The organism is Rhodococcus sp. 14-2470-1a (assembly GCF_002259425.1).
GTDB lineage: Bacteria > Actinomycetota > Actinomycetes > Mycobacteriales > Mycobacteriaceae > Rhodococcoides > Rhodococcoides fascians_E.
Genome location: NZ_NPFZ01000055.1, coordinates 1 through 1733 on the forward strand (window position 1 = coordinate 1; position 1733 = coordinate 1733).

Here is a 1733-nt window from a genome sequence, read left to right on the forward strand (position 1 = left end):
GCGGTTTTGTGTTTGTGGTGGGCGGTGCAGACGGGGTGGAGGTTGGTCTCGATGGTCCATCCGCCGCGGTGGGGGGTGTGGTGGTCGTAGGGGACGATGTGGTCGAGTTCGCAGTCGGTGGAGGGGACGTCGCATCCGGGGTGGGTGCAGGTGCGGTAGGTCATGCGTACGCGGGCAGCGAGGTCGGTGGTGGGTCGGTAGGTCAGGGCGCCGGGTGGTGGTTCGGTCTCGCCTCCGTGGCCGTCGGGGTGGGGTCCTGCAGCGAGGGTGGGGTCGGCGGTGATCGCTGCCAGTAGCGTCGCGGTGATCTGCGCGCGAAGGGTGTCACTGAGCAGACCGGTGCCACGGGGCAGACCAGCGCCACTGAGCAGACCGGTGCCCTTGGGCAGACCAGTGCGGTTGGGCATGCCTCTGCCGCGGGTGGGTGTGCTGGTGGGTGTGGGTACGGTTCCTGCTCGGCGGATCCGTCCGCGGTGGATCAGGCGTGGTACCCGAATCCGTAGGGGCGAGAGCACTGTCGTCGGTACTGGTCGTCGATTCGTCTCGGCAGCACCGGTCTCGTCGGGAGTGACTGTGCCACCGGCAGTCTCGGTGTCCTGTGCTGCCTCCGTGTTCTCCGCGTCCTGTGTCTTTGTTCCGGTGTGGCTGGGTTGGTGGGTGTGTGGTGTTCGGGTGGTGAGGACGTCGTGGAGTTCGGTGAGTAGGCCTTGCCAGTGGGCGTCGGTGGCGATGAGGCGGGCCAGTTCCGGGTCGAGTGGGGTTCCGTCGGCCAGTACGGCGGGGTTCTGGCGTAATCCGAGCAGTGTTTCGGCGTCGAGGAGGATCTGCACCAGCGGTCCCCGCCGAGGATCGGGCCGGTCCGCGGCACCGTCCAGCGGGCAATGCTCACCGCGCTCGCAGTGGCATTCGAGGGCGTGTTCGCCGTGGATCAACGCCATCAACCCATCGACGCGTAATGCTGTGCTCGATCTGGGGTCTTGCTGGCAGACCGTTGCGGCGATCTCGGTCACCAATGCGTCGACTTCGGCGCCTTCGAGGTCGGTGACGATCGCTTCGAGTACCGATGCCCCGCCGGAGTCGCGGCGCACCCGCATCGCTCGGCTACTGCGTACCGTGCGCTCTTGTGCGGCTGCGGCTTCGTCTCGGTCGTGGGCGAGCCACAGTCGCCACAGCCACAGTCGTAGTGATCGCGGGGTCAACCGTTCCGCTGCAGCGACGGCCTCGTGTTCGAGGGCTGCGATGGTGGCATCGGATGCTTTGCCCAGCACGGCGGTCAGTACCTGGATCCGCGGCCAGTCGATTCCGCCGAGGACGAACCGCAGCGCTGTGAGCGGCATCCGCGACAGCTCCTGCCCGACGGTCAGCAACGGTCTCGTGGCGCTCTGCGACAGGCCCAGCGTCACCGCCACCTCGGTGACCACCTGCGCCAGAACAGTCAACGGATCACCACCAGTGTTGTCGGTGGTGGTGGTGGTGTCGGCGTCGGTGAGGCGGATGTCGGCGATCTCGCACACCGCTTCCACCGTTCTCGCGCGGGCGATGTTCTCCCGCACCCGACACACCGCGGCATAGCCCGCCAAGCCGGCCACGCATGCCGTACTCGATCCCGCCGAAACCCCCGTATCGAACATACTTGCCCCTCCTTACTTTTGTGTGGGTAGCTTGACCTCGATTCCGCCGAGGTTGAGATAGATCATTGCTGTCAGTGATGCGGCGGAATGGTGGCCGTAGCC

Annotated in this window: 1 protein-coding gene; it reads right to left on the reverse strand. The window is 66.6% G+C overall.

The features are described from left to right. Positions 1–1631 (reverse strand): HNH endonuclease signature motif containing protein (locus CH292_RS27520; protein WP_256978605.1); only part of this gene is annotated, 1631 nt, incomplete at its 3' end. Between the last annotated feature and the right edge of the window lie 102 nt (positions 1632–1733).